The sequence below is a fragment of the Streptomyces sp. NPDC029139 genome (assembly GCF_055564335.1).
This window is the reverse complement of the sequence record NZ_JBVHWN010000002.1, coordinates 289,025-315,899: the sequence shown is the minus strand read 5'-3', so window position 1 is coordinate 315,899 and position 26,875 is coordinate 289,025. Positions and strand designations below refer to the sequence as shown.

The window sequence follows — 26,875 nt, the reverse complement described above, 5'->3', positions numbered from 1 at the left end:
CGAGAAGAGGGGGACTGCGGTGCTCAGGCGAGGGCGAAGCCCGAGCACGGCGGTCCACGCCGTCCGACGGAGTGCACGAGAAGGCGGGTACGGGACCGGCGGGGCCGGTCCACCGGGCGTCCACCGCGGCCGCGGACCGGGCCAGGGGCGCCCAGGAGCGCGGCGACGAGCAGCAGGGGCCGGAACGCGAACGCCGCCACGGCGCCGACCAGCCGGGCCAGCGCCCGCTCGCCGTGCCGCAGCCAGGCCGCCGCGCACAGCCCGACCGCCACATGGGCCGCGAGCAGCAGCCACGGCACGGCCGGGCCCGGGGAGTTCAGGAGGGTGGCCGCCGTCCCGCTCTCGGGAGCGGCGATCCCCGGAAGCGGGGCGCCCACCGCGCCGCCGCAGAGCACGTCCACGCCCACCGCGCGCAGCGAACCGGCGACGGGGCCGCCCGCCGGGCCGTAACAGACCGCCTGGCCGGTGGTGAAGACCGTGTCGGCCGCAAGCTCCAGCGGCACCAGCAGCCCGGCGATCGGTCCGAACCCGCGCTCGCGGCCGGCCAGCGCGTACGCCACGGCGAACACACCGGCCGAGAGCAGGCCCACGGTCACCAGCGGCAGCGGCACCCGGGACAGGAGCACATGGGAGCCGGCGGACAGCGTCACGACCAGTGCCGTGAAGAGCGCCGCCCGCAGCCCCCTGAGCCGCGTCCCTGATATGTCCATCGCGCTGGAGAGTGTGCCATGCCTTCCTGTAAGAGCCCCTTAAGAGCGAGCTGTGAACGGGGCCCGCAGGCCGGGGATCCGGCCGTTGCGGAACAGGTCCACGAAGATCTGGTGGTCGGCACGCGCGCGTGCCCCGTAGCTGTGCGCGAAGTCCACCAGGAGGTCCGCGAAACCCTCCTCGTCGGCGGCGATCGCCGCGTCGATGGCCCGCTCGGTCGAGAAGGGCACCAGCGAGTGGCCGCTGGAGTCGTCCGCCGCCGCGTGCATCGTCGCCGTCGCCCGGCCGAGGTCGGCCACGGTCGCCGCGATCTCCTCCGGGTCGTCGATGTCCGACCAGTCCAGGTCCACCGCGTACGGCGACACCTCCGCGACCAGCTGCCCGGAGCCGTCCAGCTCCGTCCAGCCCAGCCACGGGTCGGCGTGGGCCTGGAGCGCCCGCTGGGAGATGACCGTGCGGTGCCCCTCGTGCTGGAAGTACTCCCGAACCGCCGCGTCCGTCACATGGCGCGAGACGGCCGGCGTCTGGGCCTGCTTCAGGTAGATCACGACGTCGTTCTCCAGGGCGTCGCTGTTCCCCTCCAGCAAGATGTTGTACGAGGGCAGGCCGGCCGAGCCGATGCCGATCCCGCGCCGCCCGACGACGTCCTTGACCCGGTACGAGTCGGGGCGCGCCAGCGAGGACTCCGGCAGGGTCTCCAGATAGCCGTCGAAGGCCGCCAGCACCTTGTAGCGGGTCGCCGCGTCCAGCTCGATGGACCCGCCGCCGGGGGAGAAGCGGCGCTCGAAGTCACGGATCTCCGTCATCGACTCGAGCAGCCCGAAGCGGGTCAGCGAGCGGGCGACGCGCAGGGCGTCCAGCAGGGCGCCCTCGGCGGTGTCCAGGGTGAAGGACGGCTGCTCCGACGGATCGCTGTCCTTGACGCCGGTGGCCAGGGCGTGGATGCGCTCGCGGTAGGCCGCCGCGTAGATCCGTACGAGCTCCGTGATCTGCTCGTCACTGAGCGCCTTCGAGTAGCCGATCAGCGCGAGCGAGGCGGAGAGTCGCTTCAGGTCCCAGGTGAAGGGGCCGACGTACGCCTCGTCGAAGTCGTTCACGTTGAAGATCAGCCGGCCGTTGGCGTCCATGTACGTGCCGAAGTTCTCGGCGTGCAGATCGCCGTGGATCCACACCCGGCCGGTCCGCTCGTCCAGGTACGGGCCGCCGTGCCGCTCGCTCTCCAGGTCCGCGTAGAACAGGCACGCCGTGCCCCGGTAGAAGGCGAAGGCCGAGCCGGCCATCTTCCGGAACTTGACCCGGAAGGCGGCGGGGTCGGCGGCGAGGAGCTCACCAAAGGCGGTGTCGAAGACGGTGAGGATGTGCTCACCGCGCTGCTCGGCGGTGGGCTGCGGGACCGACATCGGTGGGTGCCTCCTGGTACGGGCTCTGGCGCAAAATGGTGCATGACAAAACGGACGCGTGTTCCATCTCTCTCAACGCGCGACGGTACCGCTCGGTGCCCGCCCGCCGCCCGGCCACCACCCCTCGCCGAGGGGCTTCGCCCGGCGGTGTTCCCCCGCGCGTTGTCGGTGGAGAGTCGTAGACTTCCACGCTGTCCCCCCAGAAGAAGACCGCAGCCTTCGGAGGCTCTCCACCGTGACCAAGCCGCCCTTCACGCACCTCCACGTCCACACCCAGTACTCCCTGCTGGACGGTGCCGCGCGGCTCAAGGACATGTTCGACGCGTGCAACGAGATGGGCATGACCCATATCGCCATGTCCGACCACGGCAACCTCCACGGGGCGTACGACTTCTTCCACTCCGCCAAGAAGGCCGGGGTCACGCCGATCATCGGCATCGAGGCGTACGTCGCCCCCGAGTCGCGGCGGAACAAGCGGAAGATCCTCTGGGGCCAGCCGCACCAGAAGCGGGACGACGTCTCCGGTTCCGGTGGTTACACCCACAAGACGATCTGGGCGGCGAACGCGACGGGACTGCACAACCTCTTCAAGCTCTCCTCCGACGCCTACGCCGAGGGCTGGCTCCAGAAGTGGCCCCGGATGGACAAGGAGACCATCTCCCAGTGGTCGGAGGGCCTGATCGCCTCCACCGGCTGCCCCTCCGGCGAGCTGCAGACCCGGCTGCGCCTCGGCCAGTTCGACGAGGCCCTGAAGTCCGCCTCCGAGTACCAGGACATCTTCGGCAAGGACCGGTACTTCCTGGAGCTGATGGACCACGGCATCGAGATCGAGCGCCGGGTCCGGGACGGGCTCCTGGAGATCGGCAAGAAGCTCGGCATCCCGCCGCTGGTCACCAACGACTCGCACTACACGTACGCGCACGAGGCCACCGCCCACGACGCGCTGCTGTGCATCCAGACCGGCAAGAACCTCTCCGACCCGGACCGCTTCAAGTTCGACGGCACCGGCTACTACCTGAAGTCCACGGACGAGATGTACGCCATCGACTCCTCGGACGCCTGGCAGCAGGGGTGCGCCAACACGCAGCTGGTCGCCGACCAGATCGACGTGTCCGGCATGTTCGAGGCCAAGAACCTCATGCCGAAGTTCGACATCCCCGAGGGGTACACCGAGGTCACCTGGTTCCGCGAGGAGACGATGCGGGGCATGCACCGCCGCTTCCCGGACGGCATCCCCGAGGACCGCATGAAGCAGGTCGAGTACGAGATGGACACCATCATCTCGATGGGCTTCCCGGGCTACTTCCTCGTCGTCGCCGACTTCATCATGTGGGCGAAGAAGCAGGGCATCGCCGTCGGCCCCGGCCGAGGCTCCGCGGCCGGCTCGATCGTCGCGTACGCCATGGGCATCACCGACCTCGACCCGATCCCGCACGGTCTGATCTTCGAGCGCTTCCTCAACCCCGAGCGCATCTCGATGCCCGATGTCGACATCGACTTCGACGAGCGTCGGCGCGTCGAGGTGATCCGGTACGTGACGGAGAAGTACGGCTCCGACAAGGTCGCCATGATCGGCACGTACGGCAAGATCAAGGCGAAGAACGCGATCAAGGACTCGGCCCGTGTCCTCGGCTACCCGTACGCCATGGGCGACCGGCTCACCAAGGCGATGCCCGCCGACGTCCTCGGCAAGGGCATCGACCTCAACGGCATCACCGACCCCTCGCACCCGCGCTACAGCGAGGCGGGCGAGATCCGGGCGATGTACGAGAACGAGCCGGACGTGAAGAAGGTCATCGACACCGCCAAGGGCGTGGAGGGCCTCGTCCGTCAGATGGGCGTCCACGCGGCCGGCGTGATCATGTCCAGCGAGCCCATCGTCGACCACGCCCCGATCTGGGTGCGGCACACCGACGGCGTCACCATCACGCAGTGGGACTACCCCCAGTGCGAGTCGCTCGGCCTGCTGAAGATGGACTTCCTGGGCCTGCGGAACCTCACCATCATGGACGACGCCGTCAAGATGGTGAAGGCCAACAAGGGCATCGACCTCGACCTGCTGGCCCTGCCGCTGGACGACCCGAAGACCTTCGAACTGCTCCAGCGCGGTGACACCCTCGGTGTCTTCCAGTTCGACGGCGGCCCCATGCGTTCGCTGCTGCGGCTGATGAAGCCCGACAACTTCGAAGACATCTCCGCCGTGTCCGCCCTGTACCGGCCGGGCCCGATGGGCATGAACTCGCACACGAACTACGCCCTGCGCAAGAACAAGCAGCAGGAGATCACCCCGATCCACCCCGAGCTGGAGAAGCCGCTCGAAGAGGTGCTCGCGGTCACCTACGGCCTGATCGTCTACCAGGAGCAGGTGCAGAAGGCCGCCCAGATCATCGCCGGGTACTCCCTCGGCGAGGCCGACATCCTCCGCCGCGTGATGGGCAAGAAGAAGCCCGAGGAGCTGGCGAAGAACTTCACCATCTTCCAGGCCGGCGCCCGCAAGAACGGCTACAGCGACGAGGCCATCCAGGCCCTCTGGGACGTGCTGGTCCCCTTCGCCGGCTACGCCTTCAACAAGGCGCACTCCGCCGCGTACGGCCTGGTCTCCTACTGGACCGCGTACCTCAAGGCCAACTACCCGGCCGAGTACATGGCCGGTCTGCTGACCTCGGTCAAGGACGACAAGGACAAGTCCGCGGTCTACCTCAACGAGTGCCGCCGCATGGGCATCAAGGTCCTGCCGCCCAATGTCAACGAGTCCGAGTCCAACTTCGCCGCCCAGGGCGACGACGTGATCCTCTTCGGCCTCTCCGCCGTCCGCAACGTCGGCACCAACGTCGTCGAGTCGATCATCAAGACGCGCAAGGCGAAGGGGAAGTACTCCTCCTTCCCCGACTTCCTCGACAAGGTCGAGGCGGTCGTCTGCAACAAGCGGACCATCGAGTCGCTGATCAAGGCCGGCGCCTTCGACGAGATGGGCCACACCCGCAAGGGTCTGGTCGCCCACCACGAACCGATGATCGACAACGTGGTGGCGGTCAAGCGCAAGGAGGCCGAGGGACAGTTCGACCTCTTCGGCGGCATGGGCGACGAGGCCGCCGACGAGCCCGGCTTCGGCCTGGACGTGGAGTTCTCCGACGTCGAGTGGGAGAAGTCCTACCTGCTCGCCCAGGAGCGCGAGATGCTCGGCCTGTACGTCTCCGACCACCCGCTCTTCGGCATCGAGCACGTCCTGTCCGACAAGACGGACGCGGCGATCTCCCAGCTCACCGGCGGCGAGCACGCCGACGGGGCGGTCGTCACCATCGGCGGCATCATCTCCGGCCTCCAGCGGAAGATGACCAAGCAGGGCAACGCCTGGGCCATCGCCACCGTCGAGGACCTGGCCGGCTCCATCGAGTGCATGTTCTTCCCCGCCACGTACCAGCTGGTCTCCACCCAGCTCGTCGAGGACACCGTCGTCTTCGTCAAGGGCCGCCTCGACAAGCGCGAGGACGTGCCCCGGCTGGTCGCCATGGAACTGATGGTCCCGGACCTGTCGAACGCCGGGACCAACGCGCCCGTCGTCCTGACCATCCCCACCGTGAAGGTCACCCCGCCGATGGTCAGCCGGCTCGGAGAGATCCTGGGACACCACAAGGGCAACACAGAGGTACGGATCAAGCTCCAGGGCCCGCGCAAGACGACCGTCCTGCGGCTCGACCGCCACCGGGTCCAGCCCGATCCCGCCCTCTTCGGCGATCTCAAGGTGCTGCTCGGCCCGTCCTGCCTGGCCGGATAGCGCGACCGGCGCCCGGCCGACGGCCACGGCGCCCGGCCGGACAGTGCGACCGGCCCCGCACGCGCGGAAGGGGCGCGCCCGTCGTCACGGGTGCGCCCCTTCCGGGGTGACGCGCGATCAGTTGTGACCGAAGCGCTTCTGCCGCCCCTTGCGGGCCATGTCGCCGGGGGTCACCTGCGAGGCGCGGTGCTCGGCCTGCGACTCCATCGAGGACTGCTGTGCCTGCTGGGTGCCCCGCTCGGCCGGCGAGGACTGCTGACTGCGGTTCTGCTTGCGATTCTTGGCCATGGTGATGCCTCCTCAAGGGGAACTCGGGGCCAGGGCCGCTGTCAGACTCACACACGGGGTGAACCGCCGCATTTTGGATCATTACCGACGGTGAGCGGGCCGCGGCGTGACATTCGCCACGCCGATGATCGAGTTCCGGCCGTCAACCTCTCGAAGGTCGGGCAGACTCGGGGGAAATCCGAAGCAACTTCCGATCCCGAGGTTCCCGAAAGAAGGTGGGACACGTGGACCGCTGCGTCGTTCTGGTGGACGCCGGCTATCTGCTGGGCGCCGCCGCGAGCCTCCTCGCCGGGGAACCGGCCCGCTCCCGGATCACCGTCGACCATGCCGCGCTCATCCAGGGGCTGCGTGAACGGGCCGAGGCCGACACCGAACAGCCCCTGCTGCGCATCTACTGGTTCGACGGCGCGCCCGACCGGGTGCCCCAGCCGGAACACCGCAGGCTGCGCGTGATGCCCCGGGTCACCGTCCGGCTCGGCGCCCTGACCCGCAGCGACGGCCGCTGGGCCCAGAAGGGCGTCGACGCGGCCATGCACGCCGAGCTCACCGAGCTGGCCAGAAACCGCGCCTGCTCCGATGTGGTGCTCGTGACCGGCGACGGCGATCTGCTCCCCGGTCTGATGTCCGCCAAGGAACACGGCGTCGCCGTCCACCTCTGGGCCGTGCAGGCCGCCGACGGCGACTACAACCAGTCCGAGGACCTGGTGGCGGAGGCCGACGAGCGCCGGGTCCTCGACCGCGCCTGGATCACCCGGGCCGTCCGCGCCAAGGACCTCACCGGCATCTGCGCGCCCCCGCCGGCCCCGCGCCCCGAGATCGCCGCGATCCTGTCCGCCCCGCTGCCCGAGTCGGCGCTCGCCGCCTCCGCCGAACGGGCCGCCGAGGCCGCGGCCGCCGCGGCCGCCTCCGTACACAGCAGGACACCGGCCCCGCAGGCCCCCGCGCCCGCCGAGAACGGATCGGCGAACGGCGTGCCCGCACCCGCCGGCGGCAAGGTCGTCCCCACCCCCAAGGACCTCGCCGGACTGCGCGGCCCCGGCGCCCCGGCCTCCCAGCCCGCCACCGCGCCGGCCGCCAACGCCACGCTGCGCTGGTCCTCCGACAAGGGCTGGATCGAACGCCCCGGCGGCGCCCTCGGCGAGCCGCCCGAGACCGCCTCCCTGCCCACCCTCGCCCAGCTCACCAGCGCCGAACAGCGCTGGGCCGACCGCGAGGAGGACATCACCACCGTCGGCGGCGACCCCTTCGAAGTCGGCCAGGTGTTCGCCCGCCGCTGGATGGAGCGGCTGCCCGAGCAGAGCCACGTCCAGAAACTCTCCGTGATGTACCCGCGCATCCCGCACCGCATCGACGGCGAACTGCTCCGGTACGCGGCCAGGTTCGGCCTGCTCGCCCACAAGGACGACCAGATCGACGAGCACGACCGGTACGCGATCAGGGCGGGCTTCTGGCGCGAGATCGACGTCCGGGCCGCCGCGGAACGCGCCCCCGCGGGGGAGTAGGCGCGGGGACCCCGTAGGCTCTTCCCCCGTGAGTACGGTGTGCGTGGTGCGCGATCTGGTCAAGACGTACCCCGCCGCGCGTGCCCGGCGAGGCACGCCGGCGACCCCCGAGATCCGCGCCACCGACGGGATCAGCCTCGATGTGCGCGGCGGCGAGATCTTCGGCCTGCTCGGCCCCAACGGCGCCGGCAAGTCCACCCTCGTACGCCAGCTGACCGGGCTGATGCGCCCCGACTCCGGCACCGTCGAACTGCTCGGCCACGACCTCGTACGCCACCCGGAACGCGCCGCGCGCCTGCTCGCCTACCTCGGCCAGGAGTCCACCGCGCTCGACGAGCTGACGGTCGCGCTGGCCGCCGAGACCACCGGACGGCTGCGCGGGCTCACCGCACGGGACGCGCGGGCCGCGAAGGACGCCGTCCTGGAGGAGCTGGGCCTCACCGAGCTCGCCGGGCGGCCGCTCAAGAAGCTCTCGGGCGGACAGCGACGGCTCGCCTGCGTCGCCGCCGCCCTCGTCGGCGAGCGGCCGGTCCTGGTCCTCGACGAGCCCACCACCGGCATGGACCCCATCGCGCGGCGGGCCGTCTGGTCCGCCGTCGACCGGCGGCGCGCCGAGCACGGCACCACCGTGCTGCTCGTCACCCACAACGTCATCGAGGCCGAGACCGTACTGGACCGGGTCGCCGTCCTGGAGCGGGGGCGGGTCATCGCCTGCGACACCCCCGGCGGGCTCAAGGAGCGCGTCGCGGGGGAGGTCCGGGTCGACCTGGTGTGGCGCGAGCGCGCCCCGCTGGAGGTCCCCGAGGTCGCGGCCCTGCGGGGGGTCGCCCAGGAGTCGGGACGGCGCTGGACCCTCCGGCTGGCCCCGGACGAGGCGCGGGCGACCGTCGCGGCGGTGACGGGCGGGGCCGCCTTCGCGGCCCTGGACGACTTCACGCTGGCCACGCCGAGCCTGGAGGACGTGTATCTGGCGCTGGGCGGCGAGACCGACGGGCTGGTCAAGGGTTGAGGAGCTGTACGGAGTGAGTATCGTGCCCGCCGAGGTGGCGCCGGCCCTGGCCGCCAGGAGACCGGCCGTGGACGCCGCGCCGCTGGCGCCGCGGGCCCGGCTGCTGCCGGCCCTCGCCGCCGTGTACCGCGCGCAGCTCTCGCGCGCCCGGGTCTCCCGCATCCCGCTGCTGTTCGTGGCGACGTTCCAGTCCGTCGGGATCATGGTCCTGATGCGGGGCGTCGTCGACGGCGGGTCGGAGGCGCGGGCGGTCGTGGCGGGGTCCTCGGTCCTCGTCGTCGCCTTCGTGGCGCTCAATCTGCTGGCCCAGTACTTCGGACAGCTGCGGGCCACCGGCGGCCTCGACCACTACGCCACGCTTCCGGTGCCGCCCGCGTCGGTGGTGCTGGGGGCGGCGGGGGCGTACGCGTCCTTCACCGTGCCGGGGACCGTCGTGACGGCGGTCGTCGGGTCGCTGCTCTTCGGGCTGCCGCTCGCGCACCTGTGGATCCTCGCGGCGGTCGTGCCGCTGGCCGGTGCCGCCCTCGCCGGACTCGGCGCGGCGCTCGGGCTGCTCGCGCCCCGGCAGGAACTCGCGACCCTGCTCGGTCAGCTGGGGATGTCGGCGGCGCTGCTGCTCGGCGTGCTGCCGGCGGAGCGGCTGCCGGAGCCCATCGGCTGGGCACGGGACCTGCTGCCCTCGACGTACGGGGTCGAGGCCCTGGCCCGGACCTTCGATCCGCACCCGGACTGGGCGGCGGTGGGGCTCGACCTCGCGGTGTGCGGGGTGGTGGGCGTCGTGTCGCTGGCGCTGGCGACGTGGGCGTATCGGCGGGCAGCGGTCCGCTGAGGTCGCGCCGACGATCCGCTGAGGCGGGTCGTTGCCTTACCTGGCACGATGGCGGTGTGACCGCACCTCTGACACCGCCTCACCAGCCGTCGAACGATGCCGTGCCGCATGGATGGCCGGCGCCCTATCCTCCGCTGTCGGACGACGACGACGGCGTGCCGAGCACGGCGACGGAGCTGCGGCAGGCGGCGGTGGTGACCGCCGTCTCGGCCGTCGCCGGGGCGGTGCTGGGGCTGCTGTGGCTGTGGCTCGCGCCGCGGGTCTCGCTGATCTCGGACGGCAAGGCGGTCTTCCTCCGGCACAGCGAGGGGGAGTCGGCGATCGGGGCGGACGGCACGTTCGTCCTGCTGGCGCTCGGGTTCGGGGCGGTGGCGGCGGCCCTCGTCTTCCTCTTCCACCGGCACGGGGGCGTGTCCCTGGTGGTGGGTCTCGCGGTGGGCGGCGTGCTGGGATCGCTCCTCGGCTGGGGGGTGGGCACGCTGCTGGGCCCGACGCACGACGTGGTGGCCCACGCGAGGGAGGTGGGCGCGAACGTGCTGTTCGATGCGCCGCTGAAGCTGGAGATGTGGGCCGGGGCGATGCTCGCCTGGCCGATCGCGGCGATGGTCGTCCACCTGGGCCTGACGGCACTCCTCGGCCCGCGGGACCCGGAGCCCGACTGGCCCCCGACGTCCGCGCCGCCGGCCGCCTGAGCGCGGGCCGTACCCCTCTCCCGGGAAGCGCCGCGCGGCGCCCGCGCGGCTACGAACGGCCGATCGGGGCCATGACCGCCGACGTCAGCGCCGCCAGCGCCGTGGGGGCCAGTTCGACCTCCAGGCCGCGGCGGCCCGCCGAGACACAGATCGTCTCGTGGCCGGCGGCCGAGGCGTCCAGGACCGTGCGCAGGCGCTTGCGCTGGCCCAGCGGGGAGATGCCGCCACGGACGTAGCCCGTCGTGCGTTCCGCGTCCGCCGGGTTCGCCATCGTCGCCCGCTTGCCGCCGACCGCCGAGGCCAGCGCCTTCAGGTCCAGCTGGCCGGCGACCGGCACGACCGCCACCGTCAGCGCGCCGTCGACGTCCGCCACCAGCGTCTTGAACACCCGGTCGGGGGAGACGCCCAGCGCCTCCGCCGCCTCCTCGCCGTACGAAGGGACCGCCGGGTCGTGGTCGTACGCGTGGAGCGTGAACGGGGTCCCCGAGGCCGCCAGGGCGACGGTCGCCGGCGTGCCGCCCGCCTGCTTCTTCTGCTTCTTCGCCACAGGAGTCCTTCGTCAGTTCGGGCTCGTCGGCGCCCGCGTCAGATCCACCGCCGGCAGCGAGGGCAGATGCCGCAGCACGGCCGTCTCCGCCCGCAGCAGCGTCAGTTCCTCCCGGAGCCGCGTCGCCGTGTCCGGCGCCTGCAGCAGCCGCTGCTTCGCCGGGGTGTCGAGCACCGCGGCCGCCGCCACCAGGTACGAGACCACCGACGGATCGTCCGGCAGCTCGCTCGTCGTCAGCGACCGCTCCCGCGCACCCGCCAGCCGCTTCTGGTAGTTCCGGAACGCCCGCAGCACGCCCTCCGCGAGCGTGCCCGCCTCCTCGCCCTGCTCCTCCGGGATCTCCTCGATCTCGGCCACCAGGAACGGGCCGCTCGCGTCCACCGACAGCAGCTTGACCCGGGTCGTTCCCGTGGCCATCACCTCGAAGCTGCCGTCCGCGCGCTCGCGGATCGTCGCCGCGTCGGCGATGCAGCCGACCCGGTGGAACGCCTGGATGGGATCCGGGCCGAAGCCCGCGCCGGGTCCCTTCTCCCGCTGTGCGGTGGGGTCGGGCAGGCCCGGTTCCGAGGGCGCGACCTCGCGGCCGTCGCGGATCGCGACGACGGCGAAGCGGCGCGGCTCGGAGTCGTCCGTCTTGAGCAGCTCGCGCATCATGGCGCGATAACGCTCCTCGAACACGTTCAGGGGCAGCACGAGGCCCGGGAACAGCACCGCGTTGAGCGGGAAGAGAGGCAGGCGAGCGGTGGTCACAGCGGTCAAGCGTAATGGCCGCCGTGCGCGCCTCGTCCGGCCCGTCCTCGTCCGGCCCCGCGCAGGGGGATCGTACGAGCCACTTCGAGCCGTACCGCGTCCCGCGTCTCCAGGAAACCGCCGAGCGGATCGTCCCCGACGAGCGCCCACGGAAACGACGTGGCGTACGGCCCGATCCTGCGGAACTCCTCCAGCGCCTCCCCCCGGCGCTCCCGGCTGACCAGCACGTACACCAGCAGGTTGCGGACCTCCGCGAGCCATGGGTCGCTCACCGGATGCGCCGCCGACAGCGCGATGCCCCGGTCCGCCGCCGCGTCGATCCGGTCCTCCCGCCCCGGCCTCGCGCCGGTGAGGAGCTGCGCGAACGCGGCGTTGAGCGGCAGTCCCCGCGCCAGGGATCCGGGCGGCGCGTCCTCGGCGGCCTGCTCCGCGAAGTCGAAGCACTCGTGGTGCGAGCCGTACCACTGGGCCGACAGGTAGCGGAGCGCGGCGACATGGCAGCCGTAGTGGTGCGCGGAGCGCCGCACGGCCTGCTCCCAGAGCGACTCGAACGCCGCGTGGCCCGCGTGCGTGCCCCGGGCGTGGTCCAGGGCGAGCCGCCACGGCACCGGGTCACGCGGCGCGGCCTGCGCGGCCGCGTCGATGAGCGGGCCGAGCTCGCGCAGCCGCTCGGAGCGGGCCGGCGACCCCCAGGCCCTGCGCACCGCGAGCTCCGCCTTCACGAGCAGCGCGTCCGGGTCGCGGGGCGAGACGGCCAGCCAGTGCGCCAGCCACTCGTCACGGTTGTAGGCGAAGGTCGCCAGCCGCGCCACGTACCGGTCCCGCTTCTCCCATTCGGCGGCGTCGCGGGTCGTCGCGAGCAGCTTCGCGGCGGGCTCGGGATCGGCGAGGGCGGCCGCCACCAGCGCCGGGGCGAGTCGCTCGTCCGGCGCGTCGAGCAGCACGTCGTCGTCCGGCGGCAGGGCGGCGGCGAGCCGCGGTGCGTGCCGGACCACTCGGGCGGTGCCGATCAGGGCGCGGAGCAAAGACATGGTGCGGACCATTGAAAACCGCAGGTGAGGGCGGCGCCAGTGGGGGACTGTGAAGCTTTGGTAGCGGCGGGAAAGTTGTCCTGCACGAGGTCAAGACCGGGTAAAGAAAGGGGCGGGGTGTGGTCTGTATGCGACCAGGATCCACCCCTGACGCCCCTCCCGTCACCCTCGCCGCAGCAGTCGCGACGCCCCCGCGGCCACCGTCGTCGCCAGCACCCATCCCAGGAGGATGAGCACCGTCGAGGCCCACTGCCAGAAGCCCTCCAGACGCCAGTAGCCGTCCTGGCCGAGGTTGATCACCGGCAGCAGCAGGTCCAGCGCGTACAGCGTGGCGCTCCACTTCGGGGACTCGCCGTCCTTCAGCGGCGCCGGCTCGTAGCGGGAGAACGCCATCGCACCCGCCGCCCAGAGCACCGCCATCCACAGGGCCGCCCGCCCCGGCCGGTAGCCGTACGCCACCGTCCAGTCCTGGAGGTAGCCCCACAACTTGCCCGCCACCGGCAGGGTCTCCCGGCGCCGCCGCTGCTTGGCGAGCAGCACCACCCGGGCCTCCGCGTCCTCGCCGCTGCTGCGCAGCACCGTCGCCAGCCGCTCGTACGGCTCCGGGGCGTACTCCGGCGTCGCCGCCGCCACCCACTCGAGCCGCCGCGCCAGCGGGAAGTGCCCGTACGGCACGAGGTTCTCGTAGACGAAGCCGTTCATCGACAGACCGCCCGGGCCCGGCCAGCTGGTGGAGAGGTCGATGAGCGTCACCACCTTCGCCCCGTTGAGCACCACCCGGCCCTCCTCCGGCGGCTCCCCGTTGAACCGCAGCTCGGGCGTGACGATCCGGCGCAGCGACACCTCCTCGCGCCGCGACCCGTCCAGCACGAACCGCGCGTAGTGCAGGTCCACCGCGTCGCCGAACCGGCCGTCGTCCAGCCGCACCCCGCCGTGGCACTCGACCGGCTTGCGCCGTGCCCCCTGCACCGGCGTGTACCCGATGCCGTACGGGGGGGTGGCCGTGGCGTTCCCCGAGCCATCGTAGACCCACGCCGCGTTCAGATAGAGCGAGCGCTCCACCGTCAGCTGCGGAGCGTTCAGCGCCCGCCGCTGCTGCGCCCCGCGCAGCACGCTCCCCCGCAGGCTCAGCGACACGCCCACCTTCGCGCCGCGCAGACTCGTCTCGCCGTACGTCTCGATCAGCTCGGCCTGGAGGTCCTGCGCCACCGCCAGCCCGTCCGCCGTGATCGCCCGGCCGCGCCGGTCCGGCCACACCCGGATCTGGTTGATCAGCAGGTCCGTGCCGATCTGCGCGTCCGTGAGCCGGATCCCCCGGTCCACCCGGCAGCGCGGCAGATGCAGATCCCCCTCGGTGTGCAGCCGCGCCGCCTCCAGCCGGGGTATCGCGCACTCCACCATCCGCACCGTCCCGAAGCGCGCCTCCGGCAGCACGATCTCCTGGTCGAACCGGCAGCGGTTCAGCTCCACGTACGGGTCGATCGTCCCGCCCGCGAGATTGAGCACCCCCGTGATCCGCACGCCGCGCAGCTTGAGCGCCGCGACGCGCCCGGGCCGCGCGGGCGGTCCGTCGAGCAGCAGCAGCGCCACCACCTCGGCGCGCACACTCCGCCCCTCCCCCCAGACATGCGGGCCGAAAGGATCGTCCCGCGCCGCGTCCCCCTCGCTCAGATCGCAGCTCCTGCCGATCCGGAACGCCCGCCACATGGCCCGCTCGGGGCCTGTCAGTCCGTCCGGAATTCCGTCCTCGTGCGGCTCGGTCACTGCCGCCCCCTCGCTTTCCACGAATCCGCTTCACCGGATTCGTACAGCCGTTCTTCCCGCTGAGTGACGGGCTGAACGCTAACGGTCAGCTGTGGCGACAAGACGCCACTGTGGCTCGTATCAGCCAGTGATACGGACGTCCGGCGCCTGTGGGGCGTCTGCGAGAATTGACCCGTGATCTCTCGAATCGATCTGCGCGACGACACCCTCCCCGAGGGTGCCGCGCTCCGCGACCTGCTGCCCCGTGCCGAGTTCGACGTGGAAGCCGCCCTGGAGACGGTGCGGCCCATCTGCGAGGACGTACGGCATCATGGCGCGGCCGCTGTGATCGACTACGGCGAGAAGTTCGACGGCGTCCGCGTCGACGGCCTGCGCGTCCCCGCCGAGGCGATCACCCGCGCCCTCGACGAGCTGGACCCGGCCGTCCGGGCGGCCCTGGAGGAGTCCATCCGCCGGGCCAGGATCGTCCACCGCGAGCAGCGCCGCACCACCCACACCACCCAGGTCGTGCCCGGCGGCACGGTCACCGAGAAGTGGGTCCCGGTCGAGCGCGTGGGGCTCTACGTCCCCGGCGGCCGCTCCGTCTACCCCTCGTCCGTCGTCATGAACGTCGTCCCGGCCCAGGAGGCCGGCGTCGAGGGCGTCGCGATCGCCTCGCCGCCCCAGAAGGAGTTCGGCGGCCTGCCGCACCCGACGATCCTCGCCGCGTGCGCGCTGCTCGGCGTCGACGAGGTGTACGCCGCGGGCGGCGCCCAGGCCATCGCCATGTTCGCGTACGGCACCGAGGGCACCGCGGACGCGCCCGGCTGCGCCCCCGTCAACCTGGTCACCGGCCCCGGCAACATCTACGTCGCCGCCGCCAAGCGCCTCCTCAAGGGCCGCATCGGCATCGACGCCGAGGCGGGCCCGACCGAGATCGCGATCCTCGCCGACTCCACCGCCGACCCCGTCCACGTCGCCGCCGACCTGATCAGCCAGGCCGAGCACGACCCGATGGCCGCCGCCGTCCTCGTCACCGACTCCGAGGAACTGGCCGCCGCCACCGAGGCCGAGCTCAAGACCCAGGTGGCCGCGAGCAAGCACATCGACGACCGCATCGTCCCGGCCCTGGCCGGAAAGCAGTCCGCGATCGTCCTCGTCCGCGACCTGGAGGACGGCCTCACGGTCGTCGACGCCTACGGCGCCGAGCACCTGGAGATCCAGACCGCCGACGCCGCCGCCCGCGCGGACCGCGTCCGCAACGCCGGCGCGATCTTCGTCGGCCCCTGGGCCCCGGTCTCCCTCGGCGACTACTGCGCCGGCTCCAACCACGTGCTGCCCACCGGCGGCTGCGCCTGCCACTCCTCGGGCCTGTCTGTGCAGACCTTCCTGCGCGGCATCCACATCGTGGACTACACGCGCGACGCCCTGGCCGAGGTCACCCACCACGTGGTGACGCTGGCCGAGGCGGAGGACCTGCCCGCCCACGGCGCGGCCCTGAAGGCGCGCTTCGGATGGAAGGTGCCCGGCCAGTGACCTCGTACGACAGCGTCGGCGACCCCGCCGTGTCCCCCTGGGACGAACTGCCCATCCGCGACGAGCTGAAGGGCAAGTCCCCCTACGGCGCGCCCCAGCTCGACGTCCCGGTCCAGCTGAACACCAACGAGAACCCCTACCCGCTGCCCGAGCCCCTCGTGGCCCGGATCGCGGAGCGGGTCGCCGAGGCCGCCCGCGGCCTCAACCGCTACCCCGACCGGGACGCCGTCGAGCTGCGCACCGAGCTCGCCCGCTACCTCACCCGTACCGGGAAGCACCCGGTCGCCGTCGAGAACGTCTGGGCCGCCAACGGCTCCAACGAGGTCCTCCAGCAGCTGCTGCAGACCTTCGGCGGGCCGGGCCGTACGGCCATCGGCTTCGAGCCCTCGTACTCGATGCACGGCCTCATCGCGCGCGGCACCGGCACCGGCTGGATCTCCGGACCGCGCAACGCCGACTTCACCATCGACGTCGAGGCGGCCGAGAAGGCCATCGCCGAGCACCGGCCGGACGTCGTCTTCATCACCTCGCCCAACAACCCCACGGGCACGGCCGTCGACGCCGGGACCGTGCTCGCGCTGTACGAGGCCGCCCAGGCCGCGAAGCCCTCGCTGGTGGTCGTGGACGAGGCGTACGTCGAGTTCAGCCACTGGGACTCGCTGCTGCCGCTGATCGAGGGCCGGCCGACCCTGGTCGTCTCCCGCACCATGTCGAAGGCCTTCGGCGCCGCCGGACTGCGCCTGGGCTACCTGGCCGCCCACCCGGCCGTGGTCGACGCCGTGCAGCTCGTCCGCCTGCCGTACCACCTCTCCGCCGTCACCCAGGCCACCGCCCTGGCCGCCCTGGAGCACACCGACACGCTCCTCGGGTACGTCGAGCAGCTCAAGGCCGAGCGGGACCGCCTGGTCACCGAGTTGCGGGCGATCGGCTACGAGGTCACCGAGTCCGACGCCAACTTCGTCCAGTTCGGCCACTTCGACGGAGCCGAGGGCTCCCACGCGGCCTGGCAGAAGATCCTCGACCGGGGCGTCCTGGTCCGGGACAACGGCGTACCGGGCTGGCTGCGGGTCACCGCCGGCACCCCCGAAGAGAACGACGCGTTCCTCGATGCGGTACGCGCTTTGAAGAAGGAGCAGAGTTCATGAGCCGCGTAGGACGGGTCGAACGCACCACCAAGGAGACCTCGGTCGTCGTCGAGATAGACCTCGACGGCACCGGCAAGGTCGACGTCGCCACCGGCGTCGGCTTCTACGACCACATGCTCGACCAGCTCGGCCGCCACGGCCTCTTCGACCTCACGGTCAAGACGGACGGCGACCTGCACATCGACTCGCACCACACCATCGAGGACACCGCCCTCGCCCTCGGCGCCGCCTTCAAGCAGGCCCTCGGCGACAAGGTCGGCATCTACCGCTTCGGCAACTGCACCGTCCCGCTGGACGAGTCGCTCGCCCAGGTCACGGTCGACCTCTCCGGCCGCCCCTACCTGGTGCACACCGAGCCCGAGAACATGGCGCCGATGATCGGCTCCTACGACACGACGATGACCCGGCACATCTTCGAGTCCTTCGTCGCGCAGGCGCAGATCGCGCTGCACATCCACGTGCCGTACGGGCGCAACGCCCACCACATCGTGGAGTGCCAGTTCAAGGCGCTCGCCCGCGCCCTGCGCTACGCCTCCGAGCGCGACCCGCGCGCGGCCGGCATCCTGCCGTCCACGAAGGGCGCCCTCTAACCCCATGACCGGCCTCTCCACCATCCTCATCGTCGTCGGGCTCTTCCTCGCCGGCGGTGTGTACTCCTTCTCGAAGCAGAAGCTGCCCAAGGGCGTGATCGCCGTCCTCGCCATCGCCTCCGTGATGTGCCTGGTCGCCGGCGTCCTTCGGATCCAGGGAATCTGGGAATGAGCCGAATGAGCACCGCGAGCACTCCGAAGAAGGTCGTGGTCTTCGACTACGGCTTCGGCAACGTCCGCTCCGCCGAGCGGGCTCTGGCCCATGTCGGCGCCGAGGTCGAGATCACCCGCGACTACGACAGAGCCATGAACGCCGACGGTCTCCTCGTCCCCGGCGTCGGAGCCTTCTCCGCCTGCATGAAGGGCCTCAGGGAGGCCCGCGGCGAGTGGATCATCGACCGCCGGCTCTCCGGCGGCCGTCCCGTCATGGGCATCTGCGTCGGCATGCAGATCCTCTTCGCCCGGGGCATCGAGCACGGCGTGGAGACCGACGGTCTCGACGAGTGGCCCGGTACGGTCGAGCCGCTGAAGGCCCCCGTCGTGCCCCACATGGGCTGGAACACCGTCGAGGCGCCCGAGGACAGCGAGTTGTTCGCGGGCCTCGACGCCGACGCCCGGTTCTACTTCGTGCACTCCTACGCGGTGCGCGAGTGGTCCCTGGAGGTCGGCAACCCCAACATCCGCGCCCCCAAGGTCACCTGGTCCACCCACGGCGAGCCGTTCGTCGCGGCCGTCGAGAACGGTGCCCTGTGGGCGACCCAGTTCCACCCCGAGAAGTCCGGCGACGCCGGTGCCCAGCTCCTCACCAATTGGATCGAGACCCTCTGATCATGGCTCAGAAGCTTGAACTCCTCCCCGCCGTCGACGTCCGCGACGGCCAGGCCGTCCGCCTCGTGCACGGCGAGTCCGGTACGGAGACCTCCTACGGCTCCCCGCTGGAGGCCGCCCTCGCCTGGCAGCGCTCCGGCGCCGAGTGGCTGCACCTGGTCGACCTCGACGCCGCCTTCGGCACCGGGGACAACCGGGAGCTGATCGCCGAGGTCGCCCAGGCGATGGACATCAAGGTCGAGCTCTCCGGCGGCATCCGCGACGACGCCTCGCTCGCGGCCGCCCTCGCCACCGGCTGCACCCGCGTCAACCTGGGCACCGCGGCCCTGGAGACCCCCGAGTGGGTCGCCAAGGTCATCGCCGAGCACGGCGACAAGATCGCCGTCGGCCTGGACGTGCGCGGCACGACCCTGCGGGGCCGTGGCTGGACCCGCGACGGCGGCGACCTGTACGAGACGCTGGCCCGCCTCGACTCCGAGGGCTGCGCCCGCTACGTCGTCACCGACATCGCCAAGGACGGCACGCTCCAGGGCCCGAACCTGGAGCTCCTGAAGAACGTCTGCGCCGCGACCGACAAGCCGGTCGTCGCCTCGGGCGGCGTGTCGTCCCTGGACGACCTGCGCGCCCTGTCCGGCCTGGTGCCGCTGGGCGTCGAGGGCGCGATCGTCGGCAAGGCGCTGTACGCCAAGGCGTTCACCCTGGAGGAAGCGCTGGAGGCGGTGGCTTCCGTATGACCGACCCCGGACGCGACGCCGTACGCAAGGTGGTGACCGGCGCCCCCTGGGAGGAGCAGTTCGGCTACTCCCGCGCGGTGGAGCTGCCGAACGGTCTGGTCCTGGTCGCCGGCTGCACGTCCATCATCGACGGCCAGATCGCCGGCGGAGGCCCGTACGAGCAGACCGTCAACTCCTTCAACGTCGCGTTCGCGGCGCTGAAGCAGCTCGGGCTGGGCCCGGAGGACGTCGTACGGACGCGGATGTACATCACGCACGCCCGGGACGTGGACGAGGTCGGCCGTGCGCACAAGGAACTGTTCGACGCGGTCCGGCCGGCCGCATCCATGATCATTGTCTCCGGCTTCGTCGACCCGAGCCTGGTCGTCGAGGTGGAGGTCGAGGCGTACCGCCCCGACGGACCGAAGGGTGGTGCGGCATGAGTCTCGCCGTACGGGTGATCCCCTGTCTCGACGTGGACAACGGCCGGGTCGTCAAGGGCGTCAACTTCCAGAACCTGCGCGACGCTGGCGACCCCGTCGAGATGGCGAAGCTGTACGACGCCGAGGGCGCCGACGAGCTGACCTTCCTCGACATCACCGCCTCCTCCGGCAACCGGGAGACGACCTACGACGTGGTGCGCCGCACCGCCGAGCAGGTCTTCATCCCGCTGACGGTGGGCGGCGGCGTGCGCTCGGCGGAGGACGTCGACAAGCTGCTGCGGGCCGGGGCCGACAAGGTCGGCGTGAACACGGCAGCCATCGACCGGCCCGAGCTGATCCGGGAGATCGCGGAGCGCTTCGGCCGCCAGGTGCTGGTCCTCTCCGTCGATGCCCGGCGTACGGCCTCGGGGTCGTTCGAGGTGACGACGCACGGCGGCCGCAAGGGCACCGGCATCGACGCCGTCGAGTGGGCGCACCGGGCCGCCGAGCTGGGCGCGGGCGAGATCCTGCTCAACTCGATGGACGCCGACGGCACGAAGGACGGCTACGACACCGAGATGATCGCGGCCGTGCGCAAGCACGTGACCGTGCCGGTGATCGCGAGCGGGGGAGCGGGCGGTCTCGCCGACTTCCCGCCGGCGATCGAGGCGGGCGCGGACGCGGTCCTGGCCGCCTCCGTCTTCCACTTCGGCGACCTGCGGATCTCCCAGGTCAAGGACGCGCTGCGGGAGGCGGGCCACCCGGTCCGCTGAACGCGCGCGAAAAGGGGCCCCTGGAGGGCCCCTTTCCTTGGCCAGATACACAGGATTATTTGCGCAATATTAGTTGCGCAAGTTTTCCTGTGTGTCTAGGGTCGTGTCATGCCCACACCGGACAACCGCAGGATCACCGACCTCGGCACCCTCAAGGCCGTCTCGCACCCGCTGCGCATGCGCCTCTACCGCGCCCTCTTCGTCGCCCGCACCGCCACCGCCTCCCAGCTGGCCGACCAGGTCGACGAGGCCGTCTCGCTGGTCAGCTACCACCTGCGCAAGCTCGCCGAGCACGGCCTGATCGAGGAGGCCGTCTCGCGGTCGGCGGACGGCCGCGAGCGCTGGTGGCAGCCCAGCTCGGACGGGTTCAGCATCCACGAGGAGGACGTGCGCGACGCCCCCGAGATGGTGGCGGCGAGCACCGCCTTCGGCCGCACCGTCGCCGAGCAGCGCGCCGAACTGCACCGGCGCTTCCTCGACGAGAAAGCGACCTGGTCCGACGCGTGGCGCTCCGCCTCCCACAGCTCCGAGTGGCTGCCCCGCCTCACCGCCGCCGAACTGGCCGCGCTCGGCAAGGAGCTGGACGCCGTGGTGAAGAAGTACGACGACCGGGCCCGCGCCGCCGAGCGGGCCGGCGACACCGAGGGCCGCGAGAACGTCGCCGTCCACCTCCACGGCTTCCCCTACCGCGCATGACGGCGACCGCGACACGCCCCGCCGCCCACACCCCCCACCCCGCCCACCGCGACGGCAACGTCCTGCGCTGGCTCGGCGCCTACACCGCCTCCACCCTCGGCGACAGCGTCTACCACCTGGCCCTCTCCTGGACCGCCGTCCGCGGCGGCACCCCCGCCGAGGCCGGGCTCGTCCTGGCCGTCAGCGCCGTGCCGCGCGCCCTGCTCATGCTCGGCGGGGGAGTGATCGCCGACCGCTTCGGGCCCCGCCGAGTCGTCCTCGTCTCCGACACCGCCCGCTGCCTCGCCGTCCTCGGCGTGGCCTCCCTCCTGCTCGTGACCAGCCCGGCCCTCTGGGTGCTCGCCGCCGTCGCCCTCGTCTTCGGCACCGTCGACGCCCTCTTCCTGCCCGCCGTCGGCGCCCTGCCGCCCCGTATCGCCCCACGCGACCAGCTCGCCCGCGTCCAGGGCATGCGCGGCCTCGCCTACCGCGCCGGCCTCGTGCTCGGCGCCCCGCTCGGCGGCCTCGCCGTCGCCCTCGGCGGACCGGCGGCGGCCTTCGGGGCGGCCGGACTCCTCTTCGCCTTCTCGCTGCCCCTGCTCCTGGCGCTCCGGATCGCCCCCCTGCCCGGCGGCCGGCCGTCCCGCGACGGCACCGCCCTGCGCGACCTCGCCGACGGACTGCGCTACATCCGCCGCCACCGTGTCCTCGGCCCCCTGGTGATCGTCGTCGCGCTCAGCGACCTCGGGTTCGTCGGCCCCCTCAACGTCGGCCTCGCGCTCCTCGCCGACGGCCGCGGCTGGGGCGCCGCCGGCATCGGCTGGATCCTCGCCGGCTTCGGGACCGGCGCCGGAGCGTCCTCGCTGCTCCTCACCGTCAGGGGCCGGATACCGCGCGCCGGGGCCGTCATGGGGTGGACCATCACCCTCGGCGCCGGCTCGATCGCCGCCCTCGCGTACGCACCCCTGCTCCCCGTCGCCGTCGCCGTGTCGCTCTCCGTCGGCCTGCTCGCCGGCCTCAGCGGCTCCCTGTGCGGCGCGCTCACCCAGACCGAGTGCGACCCCGCCTACCTCGGCCGGGTGACGGCGGTGTCCAGCTTCTTCAGCCTGGGCGTCGCACCCCTCACCTTTCCCCTCACCGGCGCGGCGGTGGGCCTGTGGGGGCTCGGCCCGGTCTTCGTCGCCGGCGCCGCGATCTGCGCGACCGGCGGCGTGTACGCACTCTCCGTCCGCTCCCTGCGACGCGCGGAACTGCCCGGCACGGCCCTCACGGGAACGTGAGCCGCCCCGGGGCCCGTCTCTTCGGTCAGTCCCTAGATGCCCAGCTGCTTCACCTCGCGCAGCCGCTCGATCGCCTCCTGCTCCCCGTCCAGCTCCACCTTCGCCACGTCCTGGCGGCCGAACACGAACATCGTCAGCTCACCCGGCTCACCGGAGACCGTCACCACCGGCGTGCCGCGGTGCGCCACCGCCGTCTGCCCGTTCGGGCGGCGCAGCACCAGACCCACCGGGGCCCTCCGCCCCAGCAGCCGGGCGCCCTTCTCCAGACGGGACCACAGGGCGTCCGAGAAGACCGGGTCCAGCTCGCGCGCCGACCAGTCCGGCTGGGCGCGCCGGACGTCCTCCGCGTGGACGTAGAACTCGACGATGTTCGCCCCCTCGTCCACCTGCTTGATGGTGAACGGCGACATCCGCGGCGGTCCCGTTCGGATGAGCTGGATCAGCTCCTCGTACGGCTTCCCGGCGAACTCGGCCTGCACCCGGTCCAGGCGCGCCTTCAGCGCCGGTACGAGCGTCCCGGCGGCCGCGTCCGGACGGCGCTCGCGCACCACCACATGGGCCGCGAGGTCCCGGGTCCGCCAGCCCTCGCAGAGCGTCGCGGCATCGGGCCCGGCCGCCTCCAACAGATCGGCGAGCAGTAGACGTTCACGCTTGGCATGGGTCGACATGCCCGCCAGCGTACGACCGGGGCCGCCGGTCCGCCCAGTGGACGCCACGCCGGACGCACCCGCCGGTCACGGCACAATGGCCGCATGAGCAGCAATCTCGACCCGGCCATCGCCGCCCGCCTCAAGCGCAGCCCGGACGGACTCGTCCCGGCCATCGCCCAGCAGTACGACACCGGCGAGGTGCTCATGCTCGGCTGGATGGACGACGAGGCCCTCCATCGCACCCTCACCACCGGCCGCTGCACCTACTGGTCCCGCAGCCGCCAGGAGTACTGGGTGAAGGGCGACACCTCGGGTCACGTCCAGCACGTCAAGGCCGTCGCCCTCGACTGCGACGCCGACACCGTCCTCGTCAAGGTCGACCAGGTCGGGGCCGCCTGCCACACCGGCGCCCGCACCTGTTTCGACGCCGACGTGCTCCCGCTCTCCCAGTAAGGTCAGCCGCCATGGACCTCGAGACCTTCCGCAAGCTGGCGGCCGACCGCCGCGTGATCCCCGTCAGCCGCCGCCTCCTCGCGGACGGCGACACCCCGGTCGGGCTCTACCGCAAGCTCGCCGCCGAACGCCCCGGCACCTTCCTCCTCGAGTCCGCGGAGAACGGCCGTTCCTGGTCGCGCTACTCCTTCATCGGCGTCCGCAGCGACGCCACCCTCACCGTCCGCGACGGACAGGCGCACTGGCTCGGCACCCCGCCCGTCGGCGTCCCCACCGACGGCGACCCCCTCCAGGCCCTGCGCGCCACCGTCGAGGCCCTCCACACCCCCCGCGACCTCGCCTCGGGCATGCCCCCGTTCACCGGCGGCATGGTCGGCTACCTCGGGTACGACATCGTCCGCCGCCTGGAGCGCATCGGTGACTCCACCCGGGACGACCTGGAGCTGCCCGAGCTGACCATGCTGCTCACCAGCGACCTGGCCGTCCTGGACCACTGGGACGGCACGGTCCTGCTGATCGCCAACGCGATCAACCACAACGACCTGGAGACCGGAGTCGACGAGGCGTACGCCGGCGCCGTCGCCCGCCTCGACGCGATGCAGGCCGACCTGGCCCGCCCGGTCGCGACCGCTCCCGCCGCGCTGCCCGCCTCCGAGCTGCCGGAGTTCTCCGCCCTGTGGGGCGGGCCCGCCTACCAGGACGCCGTCGAGGACATCAAGGAGCGGATCCGGGCCGGCGAGGCATTCCAGGTCGTCCCCTCGCAGCGCTTCGAGACCCCCTGCCACGCCTCCGCCCTCGACGTCTACCGCGTGCTGCGGGCCACCAACCCGTCGCCGTACATGTACCTCTTCCGCTTCGAGAACGGCTTCGACGTCGTCGGCTCGTCCCCCGAGGCGCTGGTCAAGGTGGAGGACGGGCACGCGATGCTCCACCCCATCGCCGGCACCCGGCACCGCGGCGCCACCCCGCAGGAGGACCACGACCTCGCCGAGGAACTGCTCGCCGACCCCAAGGAGCGGGCCGAGCACCTGATGCTCGTCGACCTCGGGCGCAACGACCTCGGCCGGGTCTGCGCGCCGGGCTCCGTCGAGGTCGTCGACTTCATGTCGATCGAGCGGTACTCCCACGTCATGCACATCGTCTCGACGGTGACCGGGCGTGTCGCCGAGGGGAAGACCGCGTTCGACGTCCTCACCGCCTGCTTCCCGGCCGGCACGCTCTCCGGCGCGCCGAAGCCGCGCGCCATGCAGATCATCGAGGAACTGGAACCCTCCCGGCGCGGACTGTACGGCGGGTGCGTCGGCTACCTCGACTTCGCCGGCGACTCCGACACCGCGATCGCCATCCGTACCGCCCTGCTCCGTGACGGCACCGCGTACGTCCAGGCCGGCGCCGGTGTCGTCGCCGACTCGGACCCGCTCGCCGAGGACAACGAGTGCCGCAACAAGGCCGCCGCGGTGCTCCGCGCCGTCCACACCGCCAACCGGATGAACGGCGCATGAGGACGTGAGGGATAGTGGGGTACGTGAGTGCTGTTCCCGTACCCCAGCCCCGAGCCGCCCGCGCGGGTGGCTCGGCCGCCTCGTCCGGCGGCCGCCGCAGCCTGGCCGCGGCCCTCCTGCTCGGCACCCTCGGTGCCACCGTCGTCCTGCTCTCCGCCGGCCAGATCTGGGCCGAGGGCACGGCGTCCGTGGGCGGCGGCACCGTGCCGGTGGAAGCCGACGGCGGCACGGTCACCGGCGTGCCGACGGCCCTCGCCATCGTCGGCCTCGCCGCGCTCGTCGCCGTCTTCGCCGTCCGCCGCGCCGGGCGCACCCTCGTCTCCGGCCTGCTCGCGCTCAGCGGCGCGGGCGCGGCGCTCGCCGCGTTCCTCGGCGCGTCCGACACGGACGCCCTGGACGCGGAGGCCGCGCGCGTCACCGGCGACACGGCCGCCTCGGTCGCGGCCCTGACCCACACCGCCTGGCCGTACGTCACGGCGGCCGGGGCGCTTCTCCTCCTCGCCGCGGGCCTCCTCGCCCTGCGGTACGGCAAGAGCTGGCCGGCGATGGGCGGACGCTACGAGCGGTCCGGCGCGCCCCGCGCCCCGCGCACCGCGGCCGCGGCCGCCTCCGACCGGCCCGAGGACCTGTGGAAGGCCCTGGACCGCGGCGAGGACCCGACGCACGAGAACTGAGCGCGACGCGTGATCGTCGTGCCACCCCCGATTCATCCCCGGACCCCGGTGTGCGGGACAATGTGGTTCGAGAGTCCTCGTACGCGAGACCTCACCCCGAGCCACCACCGAGCAACAGCAACGAGGAGCAACTCATGGCGGGCAGCGCCCACGGACACACCCCGGCCGCCTGGACCGGTGTCATCATCTCCTTCATCGGCTTCTGCATCGCCGGAGTCTTCATGGTGGCGGCCAACACGGCCGGCTTCTGGGCCGGAATCGCGGTCGTCCTCCTCGGCGGTGTCGTCGGCCTCGCGATGAAGGTCGCGGGCCTCGGTATGCCGAAGGACTCGGAGGCCGTGATCGCCGCCCGCGAGGCGGCGTCCGCGAAGCTGCGCGCCTGACGCGCACGGCGCACTTCACGCGGAAAGGCGCAGCCCGGCGGTGCCGGGCTGCGCCTTTCCGCGTCAGGGGCGAGAATCACCGGGTGGACGCGAAGCCGACGGCCGCCGCCGTGACCGACGATTCAGCCGTACCGGCCCCAGCCGTGCCCCCGGGCCCCCCGGCCTCTGCAGGCCGCCCGGCCGCCGCGAGTCCGGCGGCAGGGGCCCCCTCACAGGCGGGCGGCCCGCCCGTCCCCTCCGCCGGACCTGCGGCTGCCGGCCCTCCACCGATGCCCGCGCCGACAGGCGGGCCGTACGCTCCCGGGTCCGTGGCCCCCGGTCACCCGCCGACGCCGGCGCAAGGTGGCGGGCCGTACGTTCCCGGGTCCGTGGCCCCCGGTCACCCGCCGACGCCGGCGCAAGGTGGCGGGCCGTACGCTCCCGGGTCCGTGGCCCCCGGTCACCCGCCGACGCCGGCGCAAGGTGGCGAGCCGTACGTTCCCGGGTCCGTGGCCCCCGGTCACCCGCCGACATCGGCGCAAGGTGGCGGGCCGTACCTTCCCGGCCCGCCGGCCTCGCCCCCGAGCCGGTCGCTCGCGCGACGGCTGGCGGCGCCGATCGGGAGCCTCGCCGTGGTCGTCGCCGGCTTCGCCTACGTCGGGGCCGTCGACCCCAACGAACCCGGGCACTACCCGGTCTGCCCGCTCCTGCGCTTCACCGGCATCTACTGCCCCGGCTGCGGCGGCCTGCGCAGCGCCCACGCCGTCGCCCACGGTGAGCTCGGCACCGCGTTCGGTGCCAACGCCCTCGCCGTCGTCGGCTACGCCCTCTTCGCCGTCGTCATGGTCGTCTGGCTGATTCGTGCCGTTCGCGGAGTCCCCATGAGGGTCGCGATCGCCCCCGTCTGGTGGTGGGGCATCGGCGCCGTCCTGGCCCTGTTCACCCTGGTGAGGAACCTGCCGTTCGGCTCCGCGCTCGCCCCGTGACCGCTTCCGCGA

At 72.4% G+C, this 26,875-nt stretch carries 28 protein-coding genes; 20 read left to right on the top strand and 8 right to left on the bottom strand.

What is annotated here, in order from left to right; all coding sequences use genetic code 11:
• Positions 1 to 23 precede the first annotated feature (23 nt).
• Both ACZ4VW_RS05555 and ACZ4VW_RS05550 read right to left on the bottom strand, forming a co-directional pair.
• Positions 24 to 710, bottom strand: a complete 687-nt coding sequence (locus ACZ4VW_RS05555; protein WP_467958709.1) for a hypothetical protein — start codon at positions 708 to 710, stop codon at positions 24 to 26.
• Between the two features lie 39 nt (positions 711 to 749).
• Positions 750 to 2,108 (bottom strand): DUF2252 domain-containing protein, encoded by a 1,359-nt coding sequence (locus ACZ4VW_RS05550; protein ID WP_467958707.1) that lies wholly within the window; start codon positions 2,106 to 2,108, stop codon positions 750 to 752.
• A 235-nt stretch (positions 2,109 to 2,343) separates the two neighbouring features.
• Here ACZ4VW_RS05550 and dnaE point away from each other — a divergent pair, with 235 nt between their 5' ends.
• Entirely contained in the window at positions 2,344 to 5,883 is a 3,540-nt protein-coding gene (gene dnaE, locus ACZ4VW_RS05545; RefSeq protein WP_467958705.1) for a DNA polymerase III subunit alpha, read from the top strand.
• Positions 5,884 to 6,000: 117 nt separating this feature from the next.
• On the opposite strand, the gene ACZ4VW_RS05540 is transcribed toward dnaE, so the two are convergent.
• Entirely contained in the window at positions 6,001 to 6,171 is a 171-nt protein-coding gene (locus tag ACZ4VW_RS05540; protein ID WP_467958703.1) for a hypothetical protein, read from the bottom strand.
• A gap of 224 nt (positions 6,172 to 6,395) precedes the next feature.
• On the opposite strand from ACZ4VW_RS05540, the gene ACZ4VW_RS05535 reads away from it, so the two are divergent.
• From ACZ4VW_RS05535 to ACZ4VW_RS05520, 4 genes are read left to right on the top strand one after another with little or no spacing between them, the layout of a single operon-like run.
• Positions 6,396 to 7,673 (top strand): NYN domain-containing protein, encoded by a 1,278-nt coding sequence (locus ACZ4VW_RS05535; protein ID WP_467958701.1) that lies wholly within the window; start codon positions 6,396 to 6,398, stop codon positions 7,671 to 7,673.
• 28 nt (positions 7,674 to 7,701) lie between these two features.
• A complete protein-coding gene (locus tag ACZ4VW_RS05530; protein ID WP_467958699.1) occupies positions 7,702 to 8,682 on the top strand; it encodes an ABC transporter ATP-binding protein in 981 nt (326 codons plus the stop codon).
• A gap of 13 nt (positions 8,683 to 8,695) precedes the next feature.
• Entirely contained in the window at positions 8,696 to 9,511 is an 816-nt protein-coding gene (locus ACZ4VW_RS05525) for an ABC transporter permease (protein ID WP_467958697.1), read from the top strand.
• Between the two features lie 56 nt (positions 9,512 to 9,567).
• Positions 9,568 to 10,203, top strand: coding sequence for a DUF2567 domain-containing protein (locus ACZ4VW_RS05520; protein WP_467958695.1), 636 nt, complete (start codon positions 9,568 to 9,570; stop codon positions 10,201 to 10,203).
• A gap of 49 nt (positions 10,204 to 10,252) precedes the next feature.
• Here the strand turns inward: ACZ4VW_RS05520 and ybaK are convergent, their stop codons facing one another.
• The 4 genes from ybaK to ACZ4VW_RS05500 all read right to left on the bottom strand — a co-directional run bounded on the left by ybaK (position 10,253) and on the right by ACZ4VW_RS05500 (position 14,295).
• On the bottom strand, positions 10,253 to 10,750 hold the full coding sequence (gene ybaK, locus ACZ4VW_RS05515) for a Cys-tRNA(Pro) deacylase (protein ID WP_467958693.1): 498 nt from the start codon (positions 10,748 to 10,750) through the stop codon (positions 10,253 to 10,255).
• Positions 10,751 to 10,762: 12 nt separating this feature from the next.
• Positions 10,763 to 11,500, bottom strand: coding sequence for an LON peptidase substrate-binding domain-containing protein (locus tag ACZ4VW_RS05510; RefSeq protein WP_467958691.1), 738 nt, complete (start codon positions 11,498 to 11,500; stop codon positions 10,763 to 10,765).
• A gap of 5 nt (positions 11,501 to 11,505) precedes the next feature.
• Positions 11,506 to 12,543, bottom strand: a complete 1,038-nt coding sequence (locus tag ACZ4VW_RS05505; RefSeq protein ID WP_467958689.1) for a hypothetical protein — start codon at positions 12,541 to 12,543, stop codon at positions 11,506 to 11,508.
• Positions 12,544 to 12,693: 150 nt separating this feature from the next.
• A complete protein-coding gene (locus ACZ4VW_RS05500) occupies positions 12,694 to 14,295 on the bottom strand; it encodes an oxidoreductase (protein WP_467958687.1) in 1,602 nt (533 codons plus the stop codon).
• Between the two features lie 174 nt (positions 14,296 to 14,469).
• Here ACZ4VW_RS05500 and hisD point away from each other — a divergent pair, with 174 nt between their 5' ends.
• The 10 genes from hisD to ACZ4VW_RS05450 all read left to right on the top strand — a co-directional run bounded on the left by hisD (position 14,470) and on the right by ACZ4VW_RS05450 (position 22,236).
• Positions 14,470 to 15,810, top strand: coding sequence for a histidinol dehydrogenase (gene hisD, locus ACZ4VW_RS05495; RefSeq protein ID WP_467958685.1), 1,341 nt, complete (start codon positions 14,470 to 14,472; stop codon positions 15,808 to 15,810).
• Positions 15,807 to 16,955: a histidinol-phosphate transaminase gene (locus ACZ4VW_RS05490; RefSeq protein ID WP_467958683.1), complete on the top strand. Its 1,149-nt coding sequence runs from the start codon at positions 15,807 to 15,809 to the stop codon at positions 16,953 to 16,955. Before hisD ends, ACZ4VW_RS05490 begins: the two co-directional genes overlap by 4 nt.
• Positions 16,952 to 17,545: an imidazoleglycerol-phosphate dehydratase HisB gene (gene hisB / locus ACZ4VW_RS05485; protein ID WP_158986436.1), complete on the top strand. Its 594-nt coding sequence runs from the start codon at positions 16,952 to 16,954 to the stop codon at positions 17,543 to 17,545. Before ACZ4VW_RS05490 ends, hisB begins: the two co-directional genes overlap by 4 nt.
• 4 nt (positions 17,546 to 17,549) lie before the next feature.
• Positions 17,550 to 17,717 carry a hypothetical protein gene (locus ACZ4VW_RS05480; protein WP_189599229.1) on the top strand — a complete coding sequence of 56 codons (168 nt, stop codon included), beginning with the start codon at positions 17,550 to 17,552 and terminating at the stop codon, positions 17,715 to 17,717.
• 5 nt (positions 17,718 to 17,722) lie between these two features.
• Complete coding sequence (gene hisH, locus ACZ4VW_RS05475) at positions 17,723 to 18,373, top strand: imidazole glycerol phosphate synthase subunit HisH (RefSeq protein ID WP_467959573.1); 651 nt, start codon at positions 17,723 to 17,725, stop codon at positions 18,371 to 18,373.
• Positions 18,374 to 18,375: 2 nt separating this feature from the next.
• A complete protein-coding gene (gene priA / locus ACZ4VW_RS05470) occupies positions 18,376 to 19,107 on the top strand; it encodes a bifunctional 1-(5-phosphoribosyl)-5-((5-phosphoribosylamino)methylideneamino)imidazole-4-carboxamide isomerase/phosphoribosylanthranilate isomerase PriA (protein WP_329121659.1) in 732 nt (243 codons plus the stop codon).
• Entirely contained in the window at positions 19,104 to 19,529 is a 426-nt protein-coding gene (locus ACZ4VW_RS05465; RefSeq protein WP_467958680.1) for a RidA family protein, read from the top strand. Before priA ends, ACZ4VW_RS05465 begins: the two co-directional genes overlap by 4 nt.
• A complete protein-coding gene (gene hisF / locus ACZ4VW_RS05460) occupies positions 19,526 to 20,281 on the top strand; it encodes an imidazole glycerol phosphate synthase subunit HisF (protein WP_467958678.1) in 756 nt (251 codons plus the stop codon). Before ACZ4VW_RS05465 ends, hisF begins: the two co-directional genes overlap by 4 nt.
• A gap of 108 nt (positions 20,282 to 20,389) precedes the next feature.
• Entirely contained in the window at positions 20,390 to 20,977 is a 588-nt protein-coding gene (locus ACZ4VW_RS05455) for an ArsR/SmtB family transcription factor (RefSeq protein ID WP_467958676.1), read from the top strand.
• Positions 20,974 to 22,236 carry an MFS transporter gene (locus tag ACZ4VW_RS05450; RefSeq protein ID WP_467958674.1) on the top strand — a complete coding sequence of 421 codons (1,263 nt, stop codon included), beginning with the start codon at positions 20,974 to 20,976 and terminating at the stop codon, positions 22,234 to 22,236. The genes ACZ4VW_RS05455 and ACZ4VW_RS05450 overlap by 4 nt, the downstream gene beginning before the upstream one ends.
• A 32-nt stretch (positions 22,237 to 22,268) precedes the next feature.
• Here ACZ4VW_RS05450 and ACZ4VW_RS05445 read toward each other — a convergent pair whose 3' ends face one another.
• The gene (locus ACZ4VW_RS05445; protein WP_467958672.1) at positions 22,269 to 22,904 is read right to left on the bottom strand and encodes a TIGR03085 family metal-binding protein; all 636 of its coding nucleotides are present in this window, start codon (positions 22,902 to 22,904) and stop codon (positions 22,269 to 22,271) included.
• A gap of 84 nt (positions 22,905 to 22,988) precedes the next feature.
• On the opposite strand from ACZ4VW_RS05445, the gene hisI reads away from it, so the two are divergent.
• The 5 genes from hisI to ACZ4VW_RS05420 all read left to right on the top strand — a co-directional run bounded on the left by hisI (position 22,989) and on the right by ACZ4VW_RS05420 (position 26,863).
• Complete coding sequence (gene hisI, locus ACZ4VW_RS05440; protein ID WP_467958670.1) at positions 22,989 to 23,339, top strand: phosphoribosyl-AMP cyclohydrolase; 351 nt, start codon at positions 22,989 to 22,991, stop codon at positions 23,337 to 23,339.
• Positions 23,340 to 23,350: 11 nt separating this feature from the next.
• The gene (locus ACZ4VW_RS05435) at positions 23,351 to 24,841 is read left to right on the top strand and encodes an anthranilate synthase component I (protein WP_467958668.1); all 1,491 of its coding nucleotides are present in this window, start codon (positions 23,351 to 23,353) and stop codon (positions 24,839 to 24,841) included.
• 14 nt (positions 24,842 to 24,855) lie between these two features.
• On the top strand, positions 24,856 to 25,515 hold the full coding sequence (locus tag ACZ4VW_RS05430; protein WP_467958667.1) for a TIGR02234 family membrane protein: 660 nt from the start codon (positions 24,856 to 24,858) through the stop codon (positions 25,513 to 25,515).
• Positions 25,516 to 25,649: 134 nt separating this feature from the next.
• A complete protein-coding gene (locus tag ACZ4VW_RS05425; RefSeq protein ID WP_467958666.1) occupies positions 25,650 to 25,898 on the top strand; it encodes an HGxxPAAW family protein in 249 nt (82 codons plus the stop codon).
• A gap of 584 nt (positions 25,899 to 26,482) precedes the next feature.
• The gene (locus ACZ4VW_RS05420; protein ID WP_467959571.1) at positions 26,483 to 26,863 is read left to right on the top strand and encodes a DUF2752 domain-containing protein; all 381 of its coding nucleotides are present in this window, start codon (positions 26,483 to 26,485) and stop codon (positions 26,861 to 26,863) included.
• The last annotated feature ends 12 nt before the right edge of the window (positions 26,864 to 26,875 follow it).

Coding starts and splice junctions, on each gene's coding strand:
- ACZ4VW_RS05505 (WP_467958689.1), bottom strand. CDS start 12,543: ATGGTCCGCACCATGTCTTTGCTCCGCGCCCTGATCGGCACCGCCCGA.
- hisH (WP_467959573.1), top strand. CDS start 17,723: ATGAGCACCGCGAGCACTCCGAAGAAGGTCGTGGTCTTCGACTACGGC.
- ACZ4VW_RS05550 (WP_467958707.1), bottom strand. CDS start 2,108: ATGTCGGTCCCGCAGCCCACCGCCGAGCAGCGCGGTGAGCACATCCTC.
- ACZ4VW_RS05555 (WP_467958709.1), bottom strand. CDS start 710: ATGGACATATCAGGGACGCGGCTCAGGGGGCTGCGGGCGGCGCTCTTC.
- hisI (WP_467958670.1), top strand. CDS start 22,989: ATGAGCAGCAATCTCGACCCGGCCATCGCCGCCCGCCTCAAGCGCAGC.
- ACZ4VW_RS05445 (WP_467958672.1), bottom strand. CDS start 22,904: ATGTCGACCCATGCCAAGCGTGAACGTCTACTGCTCGCCGATCTGTTG.
- ACZ4VW_RS05465 (WP_467958680.1), top strand. CDS start 19,104: ATGACCGACCCCGGACGCGACGCCGTACGCAAGGTGGTGACCGGCGCC.
- ACZ4VW_RS05425 (WP_467958666.1), top strand. CDS start 25,650: ATGGCGGGCAGCGCCCACGGACACACCCCGGCCGCCTGGACCGGTGTC.
- ACZ4VW_RS05455 (WP_467958676.1), top strand. CDS start 20,390: ATGCCCACACCGGACAACCGCAGGATCACCGACCTCGGCACCCTCAAG.
- ACZ4VW_RS05540 (WP_467958703.1), bottom strand. CDS start 6,171: ATGGCCAAGAATCGCAAGCAGAACCGCAGTCAGCAGTCCTCGCCGGCC.
- hisF (WP_467958678.1), top strand. CDS start 19,526: ATGAGTCTCGCCGTACGGGTGATCCCCTGTCTCGACGTGGACAACGGC.
- ACZ4VW_RS05450 (WP_467958674.1), top strand. CDS start 20,974: ATGACGGCGACCGCGACACGCCCCGCCGCCCACACCCCCCACCCCGCC.
- ACZ4VW_RS05435 (WP_467958668.1), top strand. CDS start 23,351: ATGGACCTCGAGACCTTCCGCAAGCTGGCGGCCGACCGCCGCGTGATC.
- hisB (WP_158986436.1), top strand. CDS start 16,952: ATGAGCCGCGTAGGACGGGTCGAACGCACCACCAAGGAGACCTCGGTC.
- priA (WP_329121659.1), top strand. CDS start 18,376: ATGGCTCAGAAGCTTGAACTCCTCCCCGCCGTCGACGTCCGCGACGGC.
- ACZ4VW_RS05480 (WP_189599229.1), top strand. CDS start 17,550: ATGACCGGCCTCTCCACCATCCTCATCGTCGTCGGGCTCTTCCTCGCC.